This window comes from Paenibacillus tabacirhizosphaerae, assembly GCF_040812395.1.
GTDB lineage: Bacteria > Bacillota > Bacilli > Paenibacillales > NBRC-103111 > Paenibacillus_E.
This window is the reverse complement of the sequence record NZ_JBFNXH010000029.1, coordinates 20346-41056: the sequence shown is the minus strand read 5'-3', so window position 1 is coordinate 41056 and position 20711 is coordinate 20346. Positions and strand designations below refer to the sequence as shown.

The 20711-nt window shown below is 46.8% G+C and carries 17 protein-coding genes; 9 read left to right on the top strand and 8 right to left on the bottom strand.

Annotation, left to right across the window (positions count from 1 at the left end; all coding sequences use genetic code 11):
• Positions 1 to 94 precede the first annotated feature (94 nt).
• The 3 genes from ABRS97_RS26960 to ABRS97_RS26950 form a co-directional block, all read right to left on the bottom strand.
• Positions 95 to 976, bottom strand: coding sequence for a DUF4097 family beta strand repeat-containing protein (locus ABRS97_RS26960; protein WP_367819161.1), 882 nt, complete (start codon positions 974 to 976; stop codon positions 95 to 97).
• Positions 977 to 980: 4 nt separating this feature from the next.
• Entirely contained in the window at positions 981 to 1688 is a 708-nt protein-coding gene (locus tag ABRS97_RS26955; protein ID WP_367819159.1) for an HAAS signaling domain-containing protein, read from the bottom strand.
• A gap of 103 nt (positions 1689 to 1791) precedes the next feature.
• The gene (locus ABRS97_RS26950) at positions 1792 to 3255 is read right to left on the bottom strand and encodes a VanW family protein (RefSeq protein ID WP_367819157.1); all 1464 of its coding nucleotides are present in this window, start codon (positions 3253 to 3255) and stop codon (positions 1792 to 1794) included.
• A 278-nt stretch (positions 3256 to 3533) separates the two neighbouring features.
• Between ABRS97_RS26950 and ftsE the strand changes: the two genes are divergently transcribed.
• The 5 genes from ftsE to ABRS97_RS26925 all read left to right on the top strand — a co-directional run bounded on the left by ftsE (position 3534) and on the right by ABRS97_RS26925 (position 9500).
• Positions 3534 to 4220: a cell division ATP-binding protein FtsE gene (gene ftsE / locus ABRS97_RS26945; protein ID WP_367819155.1), complete on the top strand. Its 687-nt coding sequence runs from the start codon at positions 3534 to 3536 to the stop codon at positions 4218 to 4220.
• Complete coding sequence (gene ftsX, locus ABRS97_RS26940; protein ID WP_367819153.1) at positions 4210 to 5127, top strand: permease-like cell division protein FtsX; 918 nt, start codon at positions 4210 to 4212, stop codon at positions 5125 to 5127. The genes ftsE and ftsX overlap by 11 nt, the downstream gene beginning before the upstream one ends.
• A 72-nt stretch (positions 5128 to 5199) precedes the next feature.
• Complete coding sequence (locus tag ABRS97_RS26935; protein WP_367819151.1) at positions 5200 to 6390, top strand: murein hydrolase activator EnvC family protein; 1191 nt, start codon at positions 5200 to 5202, stop codon at positions 6388 to 6390.
• A gap of 139 nt (positions 6391 to 6529) precedes the next feature.
• Positions 6530 to 7993 carry a S41 family peptidase gene (locus tag ABRS97_RS26930; RefSeq protein ID WP_367819163.1) on the top strand — a complete coding sequence of 488 codons (1464 nt, stop codon included), beginning with the start codon at positions 6530 to 6532 and terminating at the stop codon, positions 7991 to 7993.
• A gap of 223 nt (positions 7994 to 8216) precedes the next feature.
• Positions 8217 to 9500 (top strand): PDZ domain-containing protein, encoded by a 1284-nt coding sequence (locus ABRS97_RS26925; protein WP_367819149.1) that lies wholly within the window; start codon positions 8217 to 8219, stop codon positions 9498 to 9500.
• A 55-nt stretch (positions 9501 to 9555) separates the two neighbouring features.
• On the opposite strand, the gene ABRS97_RS26920 is transcribed toward ABRS97_RS26925, so the two are convergent.
• Both ABRS97_RS26920 and ABRS97_RS26915 read right to left on the bottom strand, forming a co-directional pair.
• On the bottom strand, positions 9556 to 10380 hold the full coding sequence (locus tag ABRS97_RS26920; protein ID WP_367819147.1) for a flagellar motor protein MotB: 825 nt from the start codon (positions 10378 to 10380) through the stop codon (positions 9556 to 9558).
• Entirely contained in the window at positions 10361 to 11155 is a 795-nt protein-coding gene (locus tag ABRS97_RS26915) for a flagellar motor protein (protein WP_367819145.1), read from the bottom strand. Before ABRS97_RS26915 ends, ABRS97_RS26920 begins: the two co-directional genes overlap by 20 nt.
• Before the next feature lie 263 nt (positions 11156 to 11418).
• Between ABRS97_RS26915 and uvrB the strand changes: the two genes are divergently transcribed.
• From uvrB to ABRS97_RS26895, 4 genes are all read left to right on the top strand, one after another.
• Positions 11419 to 13416, top strand: a complete 1998-nt coding sequence (gene uvrB, locus ABRS97_RS26910) for an excinuclease ABC subunit UvrB (RefSeq protein WP_367819143.1) — start codon at positions 11419 to 11421, stop codon at positions 13414 to 13416.
• A 52-nt stretch (positions 13417 to 13468) separates the two neighbouring features.
• A complete protein-coding gene (gene uvrA, locus ABRS97_RS26905; protein ID WP_367819141.1) occupies positions 13469 to 16351 on the top strand; it encodes an excinuclease ABC subunit UvrA in 2883 nt (960 codons plus the stop codon).
• 223 nt (positions 16352 to 16574) lie between these two features.
• Positions 16575 to 16739, top strand: a complete 165-nt coding sequence (locus ABRS97_RS26900; RefSeq protein WP_367819139.1) for a hypothetical protein — start codon at positions 16575 to 16577, stop codon at positions 16737 to 16739.
• A gap of 469 nt (positions 16740 to 17208) precedes the next feature.
• Entirely contained in the window at positions 17209 to 17412 is a 204-nt protein-coding gene (locus tag ABRS97_RS26895) for a hypothetical protein (RefSeq protein WP_367819137.1), read from the top strand.
• 83 nt (positions 17413 to 17495) lie between these two features.
• On the opposite strand, the gene ABRS97_RS26890 is transcribed toward ABRS97_RS26895, so the two are convergent.
• The 3 genes from ABRS97_RS26890 to ABRS97_RS26880 form a co-directional block, all read right to left on the bottom strand.
• Positions 17496 to 18464, bottom strand: a complete 969-nt coding sequence (locus ABRS97_RS26890) for a sugar phosphate isomerase/epimerase family protein (RefSeq protein ID WP_367819135.1) — start codon at positions 18462 to 18464, stop codon at positions 17496 to 17498.
• Between the two features lie 50 nt (positions 18465 to 18514).
• Positions 18515 to 19669 carry an MBOAT family O-acyltransferase gene (locus tag ABRS97_RS26885; protein WP_367819133.1) on the bottom strand — a complete coding sequence of 385 codons (1155 nt, stop codon included), beginning with the start codon at positions 19667 to 19669 and terminating at the stop codon, positions 18515 to 18517.
• 123 nt (positions 19670 to 19792) lie between these two features.
• Positions 19793 to 20695 carry a hypothetical protein gene (locus tag ABRS97_RS26880; RefSeq protein ID WP_367819131.1) on the bottom strand — a complete coding sequence of 301 codons (903 nt, stop codon included), beginning with the start codon at positions 20693 to 20695 and terminating at the stop codon, positions 19793 to 19795.
• Between the last annotated feature and the right edge of the window lie 16 nt (positions 20696 to 20711).

The window sequence follows — 20711 nt, the reverse complement described above, 5'->3', positions numbered from 1 at the left end:
GGTACTGCTCCCTCAATAGAATTGAGTTACAGTACCTCATAATGGGACTTTTTCAGTGGCCTCCGATTTAAGTGGATCTGGAGGTTTTTTTTATCTATTTGTCAGTCACTGTGACTGAACCGGTATCTGTTTTGACATTAATTTTTTTACTGCCGTCTCCAATCGTGCCCGTAACGTAGTGGCGGCTGGATTCTTTAACGGAAACACCGGACACATCTAACTTCGTGTCTCCCGTATCTGTCTGCAGTTCGAAGCTAGCTGACGTAGGTGGAGGAGATAGAAGCAGCTTAATACTGCCCGTGTCGGTCTCCAGGTTGACCGATTCGCCGATATCGTGAAGCTTCGCGTTAATAGAACCCGTATCTGTGCTGATTTTTACAGTTCCTTGTCCATCGCCAACGTTGATGCTTCCTGTGTCACTGTGAAGATTGAGTTGCTTTCCTTCGAAACGGTCAATCTTAATGATACCGGTGTCTACAGTTGCTGTTAGGCTGTCAGCCTTCACTTCTTCGAGATTAAGTGAGCCAGTATCAGAAGAGACCGTAATGGCTTTATATAGTTTGTTTGGCAGCGTGACTTCCGTTCTCAATTGATTGTTGTGGTTGGCAATTAAATTTTTTAATTCATCAAAATTGAAACTAATGTGTGGCCTTTTATATTGACATATGTTGACTTCCCATGCATTCGTTCCTTTTGTTACTGCATCGATGGTGCAATCTTGAGCGCGGTTTTTGGTCACTGCCCCCACGAGATGAACCTTGATTTCATCGGTGTCGCTAGGGATAAAGGTAACGCCTGTATTATCCGTGCGGATCGTAATCGTGTCGATGTTCGTTGCCGCAATTTTCTTTTCGATATCGATGGTGGTGCTGCTTTGAGTAAGATCTGTATCATTAAAGGATATCGCCGCTCCGATGATGCCGATGGCCAAGCAGGCAAAGCCAATCATCAAGAAAAATTTCGCTCCACGTTTCATTGGCTTAAGCCCCCTTAATCAGTTTGGCGTTGAATTGAATGTACATCCAAGTAAGTTTGAAGAACCATTTGAGCAGCCATGAGCTGAGCGTAGTGAGAATAACGCCCAAGCCGAAGCAGGCGAGCATGGCGAAAAAGACCAATCTCATATCGCTGCCAGCTTCCATGAAGCTGCCGATGACACCGATAACAGGTGCAATAACAAGCGCGATGCCAGAGACGAAAAAGCCAATCAAAGCTGCTAAAACACCGAACCATGGGCCAACTACGACTAATAGGTTGAAGAATCCGAGTGCGATACTGACAATGATCGCCTTGATCCCTGATTCCGGTTTAGCGTAGGGGGGGTATGGAGGAATATGCGAATAGGAGTGGACGCTGTGGTCTTGCGTGAAGGGCGCTTGGCGTTCCGACTCATTCATACGTGTTGTTGGCGCTTCAGGTCTTCGAAAAGATGGCCCTTGTTCCTCTGCGGCAGACCGTCTCTCAGGTTCGTTCCGTGCAGGTGGCGCCGGCACTGTATCTCTCGGAGCAGCCTCCCAGTTCGGGACGCGAGGATAGCCGAGCGACTCGGCGACATCCTCCTCATGCTTGCCGTTTTCTAACGCTTTTTGGAACAATTCTTCATAAACTGACAATATATTTTTGCGTTCCTTTTCAGGAAGTCCGCGAAGTCTATAATTTAATTCTTTGAAATAATCCGCTTTACTCATTGTTCCGCCTCCTTCTTTGTTTCTTTGCTTCCTTGCTTGTTCTTAGCATAAAAGAAAAAAGTCATAGTGACCTAGTATCTAGAGTCATATGACCTGTCATTGTTTACCGAAAGCTCGGCCCTTTGACGCCATCTTCTAATATCGGCTTGCCATTATCGCCGGCATCGCTTTCTTCGGGTTTGATGTCTCCGCGGTTTGAGGCCACGAGTGCTGGGACGGGTGAATAGCGATCTTTGGAGATGAGTTCCTTATCCACCAAAGCGCCATTTACCTTTTTATAACGGTAGGTTTCTACAACATAACCTTCTTTGCCGACGCTTATAGGTTTAATGGAGCCGCGGCGTATACTGGGATTATGCAAATATTTAATTGTCGGCTGTATCTTCTCGATAACTTTGGATTCGATGTCATAGGTGACGGAAGGTGACATGCGGCCAAAAAGTTTAACCGTTACATCTCGATCAGTCGTTACGGTTCGGATGAGTAGATATGCATCGGTATTATTGCTAAATTTGAAATTGATATACCCGTTGGCGAAAGTGGCATCTTGGCCTAGCGGTACATAACTGACAGGCAGTGAGTGATTGCGCCGTTCGACAATCGTCAGTCCACTGCGTAGCACTGCATTATATAAAGTCGAGGATACTTGGCATATGCCTCCGCCAATACCAGGAACAAGCTTGCCGTTCAAGATGACAGGCGCTTCCTGATAGCCGAACCGTTTCTCGGTTTGCTCAATAATTTTACTGTAGTCGAAGGTATCGCCCGGGGCGAGCATCATGTCTTGGATGGAAGTGGCTGTGGCGCGGATATTATGAATACGTCCTTCTCCCGAGATGGGGAATGTCGTTGTGAACTCCGAGATTTTGCGTTCGATGCCTTGATGCTTGAGGCTGTCCACGGTGACAGAAGGTGACTCGTTATATAAAGGAAGTACTACATTCACGGTTGTCCCTTCCCTGGATGAAGCCGCTAAGGATGGAATCAACGCTTTTAGTTCTTTCTCGAGTGTGAGTGTATCGATGCGGGGCACACTGCGCTCAGGTTCATATTGAATCGAATCATCGGGATTCACGATGCGCCTCGCCGCGACAGGTTGTTGGTCGTAGGCGTTTTTCCATAGATGTCTTACCCTAGCATTTAACTTTTCCGGATCTATCGAAATTTGCAGTGACAGTTCCGCTTCACGCAGCGACCACCTGGCTGCAATGCGTTCTGTGAGAGTACCGTGGAACATATGCTTCAAGGCATCGTCCAGCTGTTCCCGACGAATGACTAACCCTAATTGTTCGAGAGGCAGATCCTGACTAGACAATTGGGGATGGGGAGATTCCAGATGTACCTTCATCGTGGCATAGGCTTTCAATCGCTGCTCGAACTGCTGTTGGAATTGAACATAGGTCAGGCCGCCCGCCTCCCAGTCTTCAATTTGAAAATGAGCAGGCAATTTCTGCCCAGTGCCATATATATAAAGCGCTCCACCGCCACCGCCCGCAATCAAGGTCAATAACCCTATAGTTAGGATATATTTGTGAAATGGCGAATGAAATGAGGAGGTTGTCGACATATGTTTTTTGGCTCCTTTGCATGAAGATACTAGCGGTACAAGCGGAGATGCCTGTACCCTTATGTGTATCGTCGGAGGAGCTATTTTAGTACCAGCTTACTTGCAGTTTTCGCATTCTAGAAGTCTACTGTTTGAATTTGCTAGCGTAGGATTCCTCATATTCACTCAGATAATGATATAATAGAGGTGATTGGGGCGAATTTCTAGGACTTCTAAAGGAATTTCGGTTTTTATGTCGAATGGTTATTGGCTATCTATAAAATTGGGATGTGATATTTGTGATCGAAATGCAGGACGTATGGAAAACGTACTCCAACGGCACTCATGCATTGCGAGGGATTAACATTAAAGTGGACCGCAACGAATTTGTTTATGTGGTGGGACCATCCGGCGCAGGTAAATCTACATTTATGAAGTTGATGTATAGAGAAGAGAAGCCGACGAAAGGCCAAATTTTTGTTAACGGTTTTAATTTAGAAAAGTTGAAGCAGCGGAAAATTCCGTATGTGCGACGCAATATTGGCGTTATTTTTCAAGATTACCGATTATTGCCGAAGCTTAACATTTTCGAAAATGTCGCTTTCGCCATGGAAGTTATCGAGGCCCCAAAGAAACAGATTAAGAAGCGCACCATGGAAGTGTTGGAGCTTGTCAAATTGAAGGATAAAGCGAATTCGTTGCCTTCCCAGCTCTCAGGCGGCGAGCAGCAAAGGGTGGCTATTGCCCGGGCAATAATTAACAATCCTTCTGTCATTATCGCTGATGAACCGACAGGAAATCTCGACCCCGAAACATCTTGGGGGATTATGAAATTAATGGAAGAAATTAACTTCCGCGGCACGACGATCGTCATGGCTACACACAACAAAGAAATCGTCAACACGATGCGCAAAAGGGTTATTGCGATTGAGCAAGGCATTATTGCGCGTGACGAAGCGCGGGGGGAATACGGCTATGAAGATTAGTACGTTCTCTCGTCATTTGCGTGAAGGCACGAAAAATGTCATTCGGAACGGATGGATGACATTCGCTTCAATCAGCTCGATTTCTATTTCGTTATTTATTCTCGGGATTTTTGTTCTCATTACACTCAACGTCAATGATATAGCGAATCAGATAGAGAAGCAGGTAGAGATTAACGTTTACCTAGAGGTGAACACGCCTCAGCAGCAAATTAATACCCTAGAGGAACAAATTAAAGGCATTTCTGAGGTAAAGACGATCAAATTCGTCTCTAAAGAAGAAGGTCTTGTGTATTTGCGAGGCAAGCTGGGAGAAAGCGGCAAGGCACTGCTAGAGGGCTTTGATGGAGAAAACAATCCGTTGAACGATGCATTCACCATCGAGGTTGATGATCCAAGGAACGTTGCGGCTGTTGCTGACCAAATAAGCGCACTTAATGCGGACAAGGATCCGAAACCGATTTATAAAGTGAACTACGGCAAAGGTACAGTTGAGGCCTTATTCAAAGTGACGGAGATTGCGCGTTGGATAGGTTTTGGGATCGTTATCTTGCTTTCGTTTACCGCGGTGTTTCTGATCGCGAATACGATCAAAATCACTATTTTGGCTAGACGTAAAGAAATTTCAATTATGAAGTTAGTAGGTGCGACGAATTCTTTTATTCGTTGGCCGTTTTTCATAGAAGGCGCATTGCTAGGTTTCATTGGTTCGGTGATTCCGATTGGGCTGATTTTGGGCGGCTATTGGAAACTGATGAACACAGGATCGCTTGACCTCAGTCTCATGATGATTAAATTGACACCTTTTAATGACATCAGCTTTACGCTAACTGCGCTGCTGTTAGGTATCGGCATGGTGATTGGTATTTGGGGCAGTCTTATTTCCGTTCGCAAATTCCTAAGAGTTTAAAATCAATAGATTTACCGTTTCGCTAGAATACGAGTTCCAGGCTTGGTTTGGAAGAATGGGGAGGCTACGTGCTTGAAGAAGAAGATTCTGCCTTTGTTGCTGTCAATCGGGATTGCGGGTACACTTGTGATTCCATATGCGGGTTATGCCGCATCGGCGACGGATAAGATCGATCAGCAGTTGTCTGAACTCAAGAAGAAGAAATCGCAGGTCATTCAAAAGGGAAATGATGCACAGAATCAAATCACCAAGGTGCAGTCGGAAAAAGAACAAGTGAACAAGGACTTGAAGACGATTATGGACCAGTTTAACGAAGCGAGCAAAAAGCTGACGAAACTGAACAATCAGATCGATCAAGTGTCCGATGAACTCGAAGAGAACGGCAAACAATTGGATGAAGCGGAAGCTCGCGTAGAAAGTCGCGATCAAATGCTGAAATCCCGTTTGCGCCTCATGTATATGAATGGCTTTGTTTCCTATATGGACGTGTTGATGAGCGCTACTAGCTTCTCGGATTTCCTGAACCGTCTTGAAGCTCTGAAATCTATCGTTAATCAGGATAAAGCGATTCTCGATGCGAATAAGAAAGACCGCGATACTGTTGAACAAAAGACGCATGAAACGGAGCAGCAGCTGGAACAGGTAAAAGCGCTCTTTGCGGAAGCGGATGCTGCTCGTCAAGATCTGCAAGCGAAAGAGAAACAAAAAGAAGTGAAGATAGCTTCTCTGGACAAGCAGGAGAAAGTGCTTGAGGAAATTTCGGAAGAAAGTGATAAGCAGGTTACTCAAATCGCTAAGCAAGAAGCTGAGTTACAAGCTAAGAAGCGTGCTGCTTCTAAGGCAAAATCACCCTTCACCTATTCAGGCGGCAAGCTGGGTTATCCGCTAGCTGTTCAAGCGCCGATTACGTCTGATTTCGTCAATCGGATCAATCCGGTAACGGGCAGGCCGGAGAATCATAAAGGCATTGATTTGGGAGCTCCGAAAGGCACTGAAATACGAGCGGCTGAAAATGGATCGGTCATTTACGCTTCTTGGATGAACGGTTATGGCAATTACATCATTCTCGATCATGGCAACGGTTTATGGACCGCTTATGGACATATCATGAATGACGGGATTTATGTGAAAGTGGGCGATACCGTAAAACGCGGACAGAAGATCGCTGGTGTGGGTTCGACGGGGCAATCGACGGGGAACCATTTGCATTTTGAAGTGAGGATTAAAGAAGTACCTGTTGATCCTAAGCCTTATCTGAGATAGGACAACTTTGGTTATAAAACGGGGATAGCTTGTCATATACTAAACAAGCGAACTCGAACGGGAGGCCTGCACGTTGCATAATGGAGCAGTCTGCTTTCCGTATAGATGGGTTTAAGGAAAAAGGGTGGTGAATCACGCTGTGCAATTTAAAGGACGCACTGTGCTTGCTTTTGTTTTAATCACGATGTTTGCAAGCAGCATTTTAACATTAACGATCGTAGATGCTTCGTCCTTCTGGAGATGGCGAGAGAAGCCTGCGGGAAGCGCAGCAGCGTCGGCACCTGCTTCCTCGGGATTATCGAACAAGGATTTGAGTAAAATCTCGACGACGTACCAGTTAATTGAGAGTAAGTTTCTGAACCAGACGGATCACGACAAGTTGGTCAATGGCGCCATCAATGGCATGCTGGAATCGTTGGAAGATCCGTTCACTGTTTATATGGATCAGAAGGAAGCCAAGCAGTTCGATGAAAGTATCTCATCCTCGTTCCAGGGGATCGGCGCGGAAGTGTCGATGGATGAAGGCAAGTTCGTCATCGTATCCCCGATTAAAGGATCGCCTGCCGAGAAAGCTGGCATTCAAGCGAATGATATTATTCTTTCGGTTAACGGGGATAAGCTGGATGGGCTTACGCTGAATCAGGCTGTCATGAAAATTCGCGGACCTAAGGGCACGCAGGCGAAGCTAGAGCTGGTTCGGCAAGGCGCCGGCGACCCGATTCAAGTCATTGTTGTAAGGGATACCATTGATGTAGAAACGGTGTATGCGGAAATGATGCAGGATCAAATCGGGAAGATCGAAATCCGCCAGTTCTCAGCCAATACAGCAACACGCTTTGCAGAAGAGCTTAAGGGCCTTGAAGCTAAAGGAATGAAGGGTTTAGTGATCGACGTAAGGAATGACCCGGGTGGATTGCTAAATGTGGTTGTAGATATCGTCAATCCTTTCGTACAAAGCGGTAAGCCGATCGTACAGGTCGAGAATCGCGATGGGAAGCGGGAACCTACGCTTTCAACAGGCAAGGGCAAGGACTACCCGGTAACTGTTCTTGTGAACAAAGGCAGCGCCAGCGCCTCTGAGATATTGGCAGGAGCATTCCAAGAAGCTGTTGGCAGTAAGATTATCGGCGAGACGTCTTATGGAAAAGGAACCGTTCAGGTGACTTTTGAGAAGGAAATGGGCGATGGCAGCAACATCAAGATGACGGTTTACAAATGGTTGACGCCGAATGGCAATTGGATTCATAAGAAGGGTATTCAGCCGGACATTACGGTGGAGCAGCCTGCGTATTTTAAAACAGCGCCGCTTTCCAAGAAAAACGTGCTGAAGCAAGATATTACAAGCGATGATGTGAAAAATTTGCAGTTGATGCTGTCAGGGCTTGGGTTAATTACGGATCGTACGGACGGTTATTTCAATGATAAGACAGTAACTGCTGTGAAGGCGTTCCAACGGACGAACGGACTGCCGATGACCGGTGAAGTGGATACTGAAACGGCTACGAAGCTGGAGAAATCGATCCTTTCACAGATTCGCGAGCCGAAGAATGATCTTCAATTGAAAGCAGCTGTTCAAGAATTACAACGGCAGTTAGGAAAATAAAGTTGCTCAGATGTTGGAAATTGATTTCGGGCGGCAGGAAATGAGCGCTCCTAGTCGAAATACTTTAGGAAGGTTGCAGAAGCAGCCTTCCTATTTTCTTTTACCACAACAGAATGGTTAAGTTCTGTATTCTGATTGACGCATAACCTTCCTCTAAACGCGGTCGCTTATCTTCGAAAGACCTCGGTAGCGGTTTATCTCACATCAAGGAGCCCCGAATGGTATGGATCTTTTGATTCAACTCTTGGAAAGGTTGCTGCAGGCTGTGCTGCAGTTATTTTTGAATCCATTTTACTATATAGGCATCTTGTTTGTTGTTCTGTTGTATCGCAAGCAAGTGCAGATGGAACGTAAGCTCTTTCATACGAAGCTGCATTCTCTGGTCGATGAGACGTGGCGCACAGTGCTGTGGGGATGGATTGGCGGGCTATGTGCCTCTGCGTTGATGCTGTTTGCCGGCGTAACCATCCAATCGGATGTGGTTCTGCTTCTATGGGGGATTGCTGTAGTTTTACTAATCATACGTGTAAGGTTTCTGTGTCTTGCTTATGCGGTCGGCATCCTCGGGATTGCGCATGCAATCGCAGGCTGGATCCCCGATATAGCCAGTTTGCAGGAGGCGGCGCCAATCTTAGATATTGTGGTGAATGCGGATATTCCATCTTTGTTAGTCATTGTAGCTATCCTACATCTATTAGAGGGCACACTTGTCCGCTTTCAAGGCGCTCGCATGGCAAGTCCGTTATTTCTTGAAGGTAAGCGGGGAAGAATTATTGGAGGCTACCAACTTCAAGGTTTCTGGCCGGTTCCTTTGTTTCTCTTGGTGCCTATGGCAGGTGGAAGCGCGCAAGGCCTTCCATGGGGGACGCTGCTGAGCGCCGATCTGGCATCAGGCTGGACGCTGCTCGCGTTCCCGGCGATGATCGGCTTTACAGAGCTCACCCTATCCAAGCTGCCGCGAAACCAAACACGTCAAAGCGCTGGCTTGTTGTACCTGTACGGGTTGATTCTACTGGGCGCAGCTGTTGCTGCCCATTTCTGGTCACCGCTCATCATTGTAGCGGCTATACTCAGCATCGGATTGCATGAAGCGTTGATTGGCTATAACCGATGGATGGAGTCCAAGCAAAGTCCTTATTTCATCCATGCGCAGCGCGGTCTTATGGTATTAGCCGTTGTGCCTAACAGCCCGGCACAAGCTCTGGGCATACAAGCAGGGGAAACCATTCATAAGGTGAACGGTCATAAGATTGGAAGTAAAGCCGATTTACATGCGGCGATGCAGTTGAATTCAGCATTTTGCAAGCTGGAGGTACTGAATGAGCAGGGAGAAGTGCGCTTTATGCACCGCGGCATATTTTCCGGTGATCATCATCAACTGGGCATCATCCTAGCCCCTGACCAGCAGGCACGGTACTACGTGGAGTATCGACCGCTGCACCTGTTTTCTTATCTGAGAGGCAAGCTTACAGGACTCCTCTCGAACGATTCAACCAATTCGATGTAACTGTGTACGGATCAAAAAGACCCTGCATCTCGTTGTGAGAGGCAGGGTCTTCGCGTTATTTGATAGTTGTGGTAGGCGCTAGATCGTCACGCAGGACGATAATCTCAACGCGTCGGTTTTTGGCGCGGTTCTCATCGCTGTCATTGTTGACTTTAGGCATGGTGTCGGCGTAAGCGGTGGCAATAAATTTATTGTCGTCTAGGCCTGCCGAATCGCTAAAGAAACGAAGTACAGACAAGGAGCGGGCGAACGACAATCCCCAATTGTCCTTGAAAGGGGAGCCTATTGCCAGCGGAAGGTTATCTGTATGGCCTTCAATGCTGACCTTACCGTTAAGTGTTGGGAAAAGCGATGCGAGCTTCTGTAAAATCGGCGAGGAGGCCGGTTTCAGGTCTGCTTTTCCCAGATCGAACAAGAACAAATCGTTGAGTGTAATCGCTACGCCTCGTTCCGTATCGCTGGCAGAAACTTGTGCTTCTATGTTTTGATCCTTGATGTAGGCTTGAATTTGTTTCAAGAGGTCTTGGAGTTCTTTCTCTCGCTTCTCTTTCTCGCTGTCAGTCGGCTTGGTTTTATTGTGTTCTTCTTTTTGGAGGTCTTGATTATGCTGTGTAAAATCCTTATCTTTGCTGTCGGCATCTCCTTGTTTCGGGGTCACTTGCCCGCTGACGCCTTTGCCTTGCTCAAAAACCGAATCCGCTTTCTGGAACTGCAGGTTTAATACTTGAGCGAGAACGGCATACTTTTGAACATCGACCTTGCTCATCGCATACATGATAATGAAAAATACTAAAAGCAAGGTGATTAGATCGGCGTATGTAATGAGCCACCGCTCGTGGTTCACATGCTCCTCATGCTTCTTACTTCTCCTCGCCATCATCAGCACCTACCTCTACATTGTTCTTCGCTGATTTGTCATGAAGGAAGGAGGTTAGTTTTTTCTTGATCAATTGGGGGTTTTCTCCGGCTTGAAGTGCGAGAATCCCCTCCAGCATCAGTTCCATTTCGGAGATCATCTCTTTGCCGCGAAGCTTAATTTTGCTGGCGATAGGGAGGTAGATCAAGTTAGCGCTCATAACGCCGTACAAGGTTGCTGTGAATGCAACCGCAATCGCAGGACCGAGACTCGAGGGATCCGAAAGATTTCCAAGAACGTGAATAAGCCCCATTACCGTACCGATGATTCCCATCGTAGGCGCATATCCGCCGCCGGCTTCAAATATTTTGGACATATGGTCGACCTTGTGCTCCACGGCATCCATTTCCAACTCAAGAATTTGTCTGGTCAGCTCAGGATCCGTACCGTCGACGACCATGAGCAAGCCATCCTTCAAAAAAGGATTGGCATGCTCTTGAGCACGCTGTTCCAAGGCGAGTACGCCTTCTCTCCGCGCGACCGTTGCCATATCGACAATTTCTGCAATTGTAGCAGCGGAATCCCTTTTTTCTTGCTTGAAGGCGATCTTTAAGGCTTTAGGAATTGTGGCTAAAATAGAGCCGGGGAAGCTGACTGCTACAGCTCCAAACGTACCTCCAAAAACGATAACTAAGGCGCTGGGGATCAATAATGAACTGAGGTGTCCTCCATCCCACATATAACCGCCGATCAAACCTGCAAGACCCAAAATTAATCCTAGAACCGTTGTCAAATCCATGTGTGTACCACTCCTACATTAGCATGAGAAAGAATAGGGAAATAATGAGCTTTATGCAGATTTAGTGCTTTGTTTCATGTGTAAACAGGCGTTTACGGATATTGCCGTTTGCATCGAAGAGGCAAAAAGAGTATAATGAAAAAACCAGAACAAACATTCTTATAATGAGTAAATACTGGAAGTCTAATTATTTATCGGAATATGTAAACTGAAAGTTTATAGGATAAAAGTTCGATTTATTCCATACGTGTGGGTGATAATGGATGAATGAAATTGTGGTCAGTTCAAAAAAGTTTGAGCTTGTATCAGATTTTAGTCCGCAAGGCGACCAGCCAAAGGCCATTGAGGAAATCGTTAACCAGATTCAAGCCGGAAGTAAGCATCAAACACTGCTTGGCGCTACAGGAACGGGCAAGACATTTACAGCTGCACAAGTAATTGCGAAGCTGAATCGTCCTACGCTGATCATTGCACATAATAAAACACTCGCAGCACAGTTATGCAGTGAATTCAAAGAGTTTTTCCCCAATAATGCCGTCTCCTATTTCGTCAGCTACTACGACTACTACCAACCAGAAGCCTACATTGCATCCTCTGATACCTACATTGAGAAAGACTCCAGCATTAATGAAGAGATTGATAAGCTTCGTCACTCGGCGACAAGCTCTTTATTTGAGCGCCGTGATGTTATTGTCGTGGCGAGCGTGTCTTGTATTTACGGCTTAGGTTCGCCGATGGAGTACGGATCCTTGCTGCTTTCTTTGCGTGTAGGGATGGAGAAGTCGCGCAATGAGATTTTGCACCGACTCGTTGATATTCAATATCAAAGGAATGATTTGAACTTTGTGCGCGGCACGTTCCGGGTACGCGGGGATGTCGTTGAAATTTTCCCAGCTTCGCATGGCGAACAGGCGGTGCGGGTTGAGCTCTTTGGCGATGAGATTGAACGGATTACGGAAATCAACGTGCTTACCGGCGAGATTGTTGGGGAACGCGAGCATATTGCCATTTTCCCGGCGTCTCACTTCGTGACGCACGAAGAATCGATGAAGCGGGCGCTGGTGGACATCGAGCGCGAACTGGAAGAGCGGCTTGCAGAGCTTCGCGAGCAAGGCAAGCTTCTGGAGGCGCAGCGATTAGAGCAGCGTACACGCTACGATATGGAAATGATGCAGGAGATGGGCTTCTGCTCCGGCATCGAGAACTATTCGGGACCGTTGACGTTCCGCGAACGGGGGGCCACGCCTTACACGTTGTTTGACTACTTCCCGGAAGACATGCTGATTATGGTCGATGAATCGCACGTGACTTTGCCGCAGATTCGAGCCATGTATAACGGTGACCGAGCAAGGAAAGAAGTACTTGTAGATCATGGGTTCCGTCTACCTTCAGCGCTTGACAACCGACCGCTGCGGTTTGAGGAATTTGAAGAGAAAATTAGTCAGATTTTATATATTTCAGCTACACCTGGACCGTATGAGCTGGAGCATTGTCCGGAGATGACGCAACAAATTATTCGTCCAACAGGCTTGTTGGATCCGATCATTGAGGTCAGACCAACTAAAGGCCAGATCGATGACTTGTTGGCCGAAATTCAAGATCGGATTCGTAAAGATGAACGTGTCTTGGTCACGACGTTAACGAAGAAGATGTCAGAGGATTTAACCGATTACTTTAAAGAAATAGGCGTCAAGGTCCGTTATTTGCATTCAGATATAAAAACGTTCGAGCGGATGCAGATTCTTCGCGATTTGCGACTGGGAACTTTCCATGTTCTCGTGGGAATCAACCTCTTGAGAGAGGGACTTGACTTGCCTGAGGTATCTCTGGTTGCTATTTTGGATGCGGATAAAGAAGGCTTTTTGCGTTCCGAACGCTCGTTGATTCAAACGATTGGCCGTGCGGCGCGTAATTCGGATGGTCGAGTTATCATGTACGGGGACAAAATTACAGACTCGATGGAGAAAGCGATTCGCGAGACGAACCGCCGTCGCAGCATACAGGAAGCGCATAACGAGGCACAAGGGATTACGCCGCAGACGATCGCCAAGAAAATCCGCGATGTCATCGAAGCTACGAAGGTGGCCGAACAGAAGGCGGATTATCTGACTGAAGTCAAAGGGGCAAAGATGTCGAAGAAAGATCGTGCATCGCTTATTGAGCGCCTAGAGGTCGAGATGAAAGAGGCAGCCAAGAACTTACAGTTTGAACGGGCTGCAGAGCTGCGTGACGCTATAATGGAAATGAAGGCTGAAACCTGAGTTGCAGCTTTTGAATGAATAGATTAAGAAGGCTTGGAGAGGAAGGGTATTCGTGTCCAGAGATAATATCGTCATTAAAGGAGCGAGAGCTCATAATCTGAAAAATATCGACGTAACCATTCCGCGCGATAAGTTCGTCGTACTGACGGGCCTAAGCGGCTCGGGGAAATCGTCGCTTGCCTTTGATACGATTTACGCGGAAGGGCAGCGTAGATACGTGGAGTCGCTTTCTGCCTATGCACGACAATTTCTAGGACAGATGGATAAGCCGGATGTAGACTCTATCGAAGGCTTATCGCCGGCGATATCCATTGACCAGAAAACGACAAGCCGCAATCCCCGTTCTACCGTCGGTACGGTAACGGAGATTTACGACTATTTGCGCCTTTTGTTTGCCCGTATCGGACGCCCGCATTGTCCGACACACGGTATCGAGATTACATCTCAAACCGTGGAGCAAATGGTGGACCGGATCATGGAGTATCCGGAGCGTACGAAGCTGCAGATCCTAGCTCCGCTGATATCCGGGCGCAAAGGCGAACATACGAAGCTGTTCACCGATATTCAGAAACAGGGATTCGTCAGAGCTCGGGTGAATGGCGAGATCATCGATCTTTCCGAGAAGATCGAATTGGATAAGAATAAGAAACATACGATCGAAGTCGTTGTTGACCGCATCGTCATTAAGGATGACGTGCATACACGTCTGGCGGATTCTTTGGAAACGGCGCTTAAGCTGGCAAACGGTCGCGTTATCGTGGATATTATTGATCAAGAAGAGCTGCTTTTCAGCCAGAATTTAGCTTGTCCGGAATGCGGCTTCAGTATTGAAGAGCTGGCGCCGAGAATGTTCTCGTTCAACAGTCCCTTCGGAGCGTGTCCGGAATGCGACGGATTGGGCAACCAGATGATTGTTGATCCTGAACTGCTTGTACCAGATAACAAACTCACGATAGAGGATGGAGCTTTTGAAGCATGGGCGGGCAGCACATCGAACTACTACCCGCAGTTTCTAGCAGCGGTATGTGAGCATTACCGCATTCCACGTGATGTTGCTGTCGCCGAGCTGACAAACGACCAGATGAAAGTGATTTTGTATGGCACTGGCGGAGAGAAGATTCGGTTCCGTTATGAGAATGACATGGGAGCGACGAAGGAAGCGCTGGTTCCTTTTGAAGGCATTATCCGCAACTTGGAACGCCGGTTCAAAGATACGTTTTCTGAAGGCATTCGTGAACATATTCAAACGTACATGAGCACGAAGCCTTGTCCGAAGTGTAAGGGACAACGTCTGAAGCCAGAAACGCTTGCTGTCACGATTAACGGCAAGAACATTGCTCATGCGACTTCACTGTCTATCGGTGAAGCAGAAGAATGGTTCAAGACATTGAATTTGACGGAAAAAGAGATAACGATTTCCAACCTTATTCTCAAAGAAATTAGAGCTCGCTTAGGGTTCTTAGTTAATGTCGGCTTAGACTATTTGACGATGCATCGTTCAGCAGGATCGTTATCGGGAGGAGAAGCGCAGCGGATTCGCTTGGCTACGCAAATTGGCTCGAGTTTAATGGGAGTGCTCTATATCTTGGACGAGCCTAGCATCGGACTGCATCAGAGGGATAACACTAGGCTGATCGAGACGCTGGAGCATATGCGGAATCTCGGGAATACGCTCATCGTCGTGGAGCACGATGAAGACACGATGATGGCTGCCGATTATATTATTGATATTGGACCAGGCGCAGGTATCCATGGCGGTCAAATTATTGCCCAAGGCACACCTCAGGAGCTGATGGAAGATCCAAATTCGCTAACCGGTCAATACCTCAGTGGCAAACGGTTCATTCCAATTCCATCCGAACGTCGTAAGCCTATTGGCAAGTGGATCGAAGTAAAAGGTGCTAAGGAGAACAATTTGCGTAACGTCTCGGCTAAGGTGCCTCTTGGTGTGTTTACATGCGTAACAGGCGTCTCTGGGTCTGGGAAGAGTACGCTCATTAATGAGATCCTCTTTAAAACATTAGCTAGAGATCTGAACGGAGCGAAGGTTCGTCCTGGCGAACACAAAGAGATTAACGGCTTGGAGCATATCGATAAAGTAATCGATATTGATCAATCGCCAATTGGGCGCACTCCACGCTCGAATCCAGCGACCTATACAGGCGTTTTTGATGATATCAGGGATGTGTACGCCAATACGAATGAAGCCAAAGTGCGCGGCTATAAGAAAGGCCGCTTTAGCTTTAACGTGAAGGGCGGCCGTTGTGAAGCTTGCCGTGGAGACGGCATTATCAAGATTGAGATGCATTTCTTGCCGGATGTTTACGTGCCTTGTGAAGTGTGCAAAGGCAAGCGTTATAATCGTGAGACCATGGAGGTCAAATACAAGGGCAAAAGCATTTCGGAAGTGTTGGAGATGACGATTGAAGACGGATGTGAGTTCTTCAAGAACTTGCCGCGTATTCATCGGAAATTGTCGACGCTGCTGGATGTGGGGCTGGGCTACATGACGCTTGGCCAGCCTGCGACTACGCTGTCCGGCGGCGAAGCCCAGCGTGTGAAGCTCGCGGCGGAGCTGTACCGCCGCAGTACGGGCAAGACGATCTATATTCTCGATGAGCCCACTACGGGGCTGCATATCCACGATATCGATCGTCTGTTGAAAGTGCTGCACCGTCTCGTCGAGAACGGTGAGACCGTACTTGTCATCGAGCATAACCTCGATGTCATTAAGACGGCGGACCACCTCATCGATCTGGGGCCGGAGGGTGGTAACCGCGGCGGACAGATCGTTGCTTCCGGTACGCCGGAAGATGTTGTGAAGGTGGCTGGGTCGTACACAGGCCAGTATTTGAAACCGATCCTCGAGCGGGATCGCGAGCGCTCTGAGAACTATAACAAGCGTCTTGAATTGCTGGAAGATGCCGTAGGTTAATGCAGAGAAAGCTTAGACACACGATGAATATTAGTCGGGAGTCTAGGCTTTTTTTGTTATCTTTAGAGCATGTTGAGCTATTTTATTAAGAATTAACTGAATCATACAAGCTTCGACAATTTCACCCTCTATCCTAATTTCATCAACTAGTCCTATAATAAAGATAGGATATATGAGAGATAACTCTAAGAGAGATAACTAAATAGGGTGTGGAGGCTTGTTTATGAAACCGACGTTAGAACTGGAAGAGATCATTGTTGCACTTGGCATTGACCTAGATCGCTATCGGTTGTGGGAGCAGAAAGAACTTCGTGGACCTAAGGAAGTAAAGCCAAAAGAGAATGAAAGAAATAAAGCCGAGCTAGTTGAACTATTTGTATATAACTAATGGTCGTTTATAAGAACAAGTCATTGATCCTTACGGGGGGAAATGGCTTGTTTTTTCGCTTCAACGACAGCAAGGTGGGCAAGGTCGCTGCCTGTTGTGTCAGACACATGCTTTTACAGCGCTTTAGCATATCAGGTGATGAACGGTTCCTACACGGAAGTCCTTACGGCTAGTTAGCCACGTGGAGCTTTATGCGCAGGGCTATTCTAATAACATCAGTATGGACGGGGTTATAAATGCGCGGGGAGTTGGACATTTTATACTTACGAGGCAAGTATGAGAAAATAATTACGGTTTCTCAAATTTATTCGTTCATAGTCGCCCTTAACAAGTGGTCCATATATGCAAAAGGTGACAAACTTGTTACACATCATTGGAATCACTTGCATCTAGTGTCCAATCAAGCTAACATAGAAGTAAAATAGCAGGACGTGTGCCTTGCACCGAGTTACGATGAGGAGGATTCACCATGTTATTCGCGGAAGAAGCGGCAGTTTCAGCAAGCACTTACACTAGCTTTGATATTTATGTATTGATCTTCACGGTGATCATCGCGATTGCTTTCATTAAGCAATTAATCTCACCCAAAAGAAATCTGTTTGCTCTTGGATTTGCAACAGTGGCATTAATCGTCTTCGCCATCATGGATGTTAAGATGATTTCTGGTTGGTAATCAAACGATCCATTTGAGGAACAAAATAAAAGCCCGCAGGACTGATCGTAGCGATCGAAGCCTGCGGGCTTTTTGCTGTTATCTTATACCCACCACATTTCACCAAGGGGTTCCTTGATGAGAACTTGTTGAAGGTTCTGTACGGCTTTGGAGAAGCCTTCTTCTACGGACATCAATCCGTCTTCGTGCTCGATACTTACGACATAGTCGTATCCGACAAGTCTCAGGGCACTGATGATGTCAGCCCATGTTTTGAGGTCATGACCAAAGCCAACGGAACGGAACTGCCAAGCACGGTCTAGCATGTTGGAGTAAGATTGCATATCCGTTACTCCATAACGGTTAACATTGATCGGATCAACAGTTGTGTCCTTGGCGTGGAAATGGTGAATCGCGCCAGCACGTCCGAGGATGTGTACCGCTTGCACGGGATCGATTCCTTGCCACCACATATGGCTCGGATCAAGGTTAGCGCCGATTACGTCGCCTGCCGCTTCGCGAAGGCGAAGGAGAGTTGCCGGTGTATGTACGGAGAAGCCGCCATGCAGCTCTAGACCGATTTTGATGCCGCGGTCAGAAGCGTATTTACCCGTTTCCGTCCAGTAAGGAATGACCTTATTGTTCCACTGCCAGTCCAAGATTTCTTGGAAATCATTCGGCCATGGCGCTACCGGCCAGTTCGGATATTTGGCATCCTCATGATCGCCAGGGCAGCCGGAGAATGTGTTGACGACTGGAACTTCAAGGCGTTGCGCCAGGTCGATTGTTTGGATGAATGCATCATGAAATTCTTTGGCAATCTGTTTTTGCGGGTGCAACGGGTTACCGTGAACGCTGAGTGCACTGATTGTCAAACCACGGGATTCCACTGCCTGTTTAAAGGCTTTGAGCTTGCTGGCATCAGCAAGAAGCTCTTCTGGTTTGCAATGCGCAGTGCCAGGATAGCCTCCCGTACCAATTTCAACAGCGTCCAAGCCCTTCGCAGCAATATAATCCAATGCTTCCTCGAATGGTTTTCCGCCGAACAGAACCATAAAAACGCCTAACTTCATTAGGACACCTCCAGAAATGAATAAAAGAACTAATACAAATTATACCACCGTCATCCCGTAAAATGAAGCAAGCCCTTATAGATGCGAAGCACCGTTTCATAGTTGGAGCTATATATAATAACCGAGATGGTAACGAGGGCTTGCGTGACGAAACACCGGAAGTAGAAATACGTTTTGGACACTTTCTTTTTGTTGACGGTCGTAATTTTCAATAAATTTTCAATAGCAAGGATAATGCCATGATATAGACCATAGAAGAAATACAGCCATGTAAAGCCGTGCCATAAGCCGATCAACACCATGATGAGCACAGACAGGCCCGATGCGACCCATCGGGATGGTGCGGTGCGAGAGAAGAACATAAAGATATGATCGCGGAAAAAATCACCCAATGTCGCGTGCCAATTCCGCCAAAATTGAGTCATAGAAGGTGAAAGGAACGGGCGCTTAAAGTTTTCTGGCATCGTATAGCCCATTAGACGGCCAAAACCGATCGCCATATCCGAGTATCCGGAGAAATCGAAGTAAATAATGGCGTAAAACCAAATGAGTAGAAATAAAGATTGATGCGTATGCAAGTCTTGTTTCAGCACATGATCGAAAATGCCGGTCATCCAGGTGACGACGACTATTTTTTTGAACATCCCCAATATAATTCGTTTCACACTATTTTCGAAAAGTGCAGCATCTACGGTGTATGGCTTTTTACTGTCCGCCATAAAGTCGCGAAACTTCAAAATAGGTCCTGATGTGAACGTTGGGATAAACAAAATATAGTTAGCATAGTCAATGGCAGGCACTTGACCTTCTTTTCCGAAGAAATAAGCAAAATAATAAGCGTCGATGACCTTTAATACGTTATAAATAAGTCCTAAATAGATGATGGCATCGAACAGGGGATTATGAAAGATATCCATAACGAACAGCCGAACGCCGAGAAACACACCGACCACGTTGGCGGCTATCGCAAATAGAAACGTGGCCTTGCGCCATAAGGTTGTCCGGCATAAATATACGAACCCACCGTAATTAAGCAGGGTATAAACACCATAGAACACACAGAGCTTCTTACTGAACAGCAGCAAAAAGCAGAGACTAAACACGATCATTAAGATTCGTTTGTTATCGGCCCACTTGCGGGTGAGCATCAGAACGGCGATCATGCCGGCCATGGCAACAATCGCGTTCATGTTCATATAAAACATGGGTACAGAGCTCCTCGCTTCGAAAGCTTAGCTTGAACGTTCAAATTGCCTAGAATTTCTCGTAAATAAACAAGCCCTTGCCGGTAAAATAAATGAAAACCAAATATAGCATCACGAGATAGATTAAGACTTCGATGGTTTTTCTAAAGATTTTAACCATGTGTCAACCTCCTTCGTAAATAGCGGAGCGCCTTCTTCCCGATTTAAATGCACGAGATCATGAAAATAACGCGGGTCATAGGTATGCATCAGATCGAGAACAGGCACATTCGCAGCTTGCAGCTGGCGATTCACTTCCTGCTTGAGTGATGCGACATAAGGCGGGTCCGTGTACGCTTTGTTCCACGGCATCCAGATGACTCGAAGCGATAGGTGATGTTCCTTTGCGTAAGCAAGGACCCATCCTAGGGCGGCAAGATTATCTTTGAAATCCTGGGGCTTCATGGAGCCGAAGCGCTTGTCGTAATCGTTCCATTTCGTTTGAAGGTAAGCCGCATCTTTCCGATCATGATAGAGCTCTTTATCAATCCAGCGAGGTTCATAGGCGAGACTGCCTTTGAACAAATTTTTAACGAACTCTTCGCCAGAGTCACGGAAATAGTCACGGTAGGTGTAGATATAAGGCTGGTACCACATCTTGAACCACTGGTAGGTGGGATCGGTTTCAAGCGGATCCAGCATCGTGTGCACATCAATACCGATAACAAGCTCGTCCTTCACTTGATACAGGTTATCTTCAAGGATTCCTTTCAAGTCCGTCAGCTTACCGTAAGAAAGACCCATTTCAACTAAATGAGTCTCCGATTTCTCCTCGATATAAGCGCCTGTGACTGAGGAATTACCGAAGAAAACCGGTCCCGATTGGGACCAGCCATGATGGTAGAGCGTTTTGGTAAAATCATTTTTGTAGAATCGGCGCGAGCTGACCATCGGGTTCCACCAAGAGATCAAAAGGTCGGAAACCACGATTGCCAGCAGTAGTCCGAGTACGAAGCTGTTTTTCTTAAGAATCGTTGTTACTTTCAATGGATATCACTCATTA